The following is a 522-nucleotide window of genomic DNA, read 5'->3' as shown; positions in this document are numbered from 1 at the left end:
GAGAAAAGCTTTCAGCTTTTCTTTATGATACGGAACTATTGGCCTTAATTTCTTGTAGTTTCTACCGTCATGAATCCAGCAAAGAGCATGGTGATATGCAATTTGCCTGAACTGACGTGCATCATCACTTAAAAGTGTGGTAACCACAGGTATGTCTTTACTTTGATGATAGGCCGCAATTGCACAGGCTTCAAGGACTTTCTTCTTAGTAGTTTTATATCCATTAAGTGAGAAAACACAATCCAGTTTTCGACGCATTTCTTCGTCACTGAATATTTTGTTTTTAAAAGACGAGAGTTTTTCCATCCAACTTTGGGAAACATTAAACGTTTTCATCAGATTATATGCTTCATCAGTAAAGCAGTATGTTTTTTCTTTTCCACATAAAAGCACGTCTAAAACATTTTCTCTATTTTTATTGGGAACTGTAAAATAAGCAGTATAATAAGGATTACAAAGAATTTGAGTATAATAATTGACACCATTGACTCTTGCACCTGTATCATCAATCTGCTGATAAGG

The 522-nt window shown here is 34.7% G+C and carries 1 protein-coding gene; it reads right to left on the bottom strand.

Annotated elements, in window-relative coordinates; genetic code table 11:
• The coding region (locus ASJ81_RS22890; RefSeq protein WP_212556090.1) for a hypothetical protein at window positions 1-522 on the bottom strand (522 nt) is incomplete at both ends.

The sequence above is a fragment of the Methanosarcina spelaei genome (assembly GCF_002287235.1).
GTDB lineage: Archaea > Halobacteriota > Methanosarcinia > Methanosarcinales > Methanosarcinaceae > Methanosarcina > Methanosarcina spelaei.
The sequence above is the reverse complement of the archived record's forward strand: the minus strand, read 5'-3'. Positions and strand labels throughout refer to the sequence as shown.